General features: G+C 60.7%; 1 protein-coding gene. It reads left to right on the top strand.

Annotated elements, in window-relative coordinates; genetic code table 11:
* A partial coding sequence (locus B7449_RS16855; RefSeq protein WP_048883883.1) for an AMP-binding enzyme occupies window positions 1-875 on the top strand: 875 nt, incomplete at its 5' end.
* Between the last annotated feature and the right edge of the window lie 33 nt (window positions 876-908).

Raw genomic sequence — 908 nt, forward strand, 5'->3', positions numbered from 1 at the left:
GCACCAGCGTGATCGTGGAAGGCGGCGCATCGGCTTCCGCCATCTGCGCGCTTTGCCATGAGCACGAGGTGAAATGCCTGTTCACCACACCCACCCAGATGCGCCTCATGCGGCAGGAAAGCCGCAACCTGTCAGGGGCCATCCTGCCCGCGCTGGCCCGCATTTTCGTGGCCGGGGAGTATGCGGACCCGACATTGCTGGAGTGGGCACGGTCGTATTTCCGCAAACCTGTAGTCAATCACTGGTGGCAGACCGAAACCGGATGGAGCATCACCGCGCATTTCTTTGGCCTGCCCGAACGTGAGCCGGTCCCGCTCATGAATGACATCGGGCGGCCCGCACCGGGTTTCCGTCCAGCCATCGTGCCGTCCATGCCGGGTGAACAGAGCGGCGAGATTGTCCTCTCCCTGCCGCTGCCACCCGGCTGCCTGGCTGGCATATGGAAGAATGGAGCGATCCGTGTTCCTACAGCTTACCTGGACGAGACCGGCCAGTATTATCGCACCTTCGACGAAGGCATGATCGAGGCCAGCCGCGCCGTGCATATGCTCGGGCGTTCCGATGATGTCATCAAGGTCGCAGGACGGCGGATTTCGGGCGTGCAGGTCGAAAAGATCATCGCCACCCATCCAGCCGTTCATGCGTGTGCCGTAGTTGCAATTCCGGACGAACTGCGAGGGCAGCGACCTGTCGCTTATGTGGTTCCAGATCCCGAAGCGGAATACGCGCCTTCTTCCGAGGAAATCATTGCACGGGTCAACGAAGTCCTCGGACGCTGGATTGGCCTGAAAGAAGTCCGCTTCGTCAGGCATCTGCCAACCACCGTGTCCGGGAAGATCACACGGAAACGCCTGCTGGTTGTTGATTTTCACTGAGAACTGATGGTGTGGACGGCTCCCTGTGGTCCT

It is taken from the genome of Komagataeibacter intermedius TF2 (assembly GCF_000964425.1).
Taxonomy (GTDB): domain Bacteria; phylum Pseudomonadota; class Alphaproteobacteria; order Acetobacterales; family Acetobacteraceae; genus Komagataeibacter; species Komagataeibacter intermedius.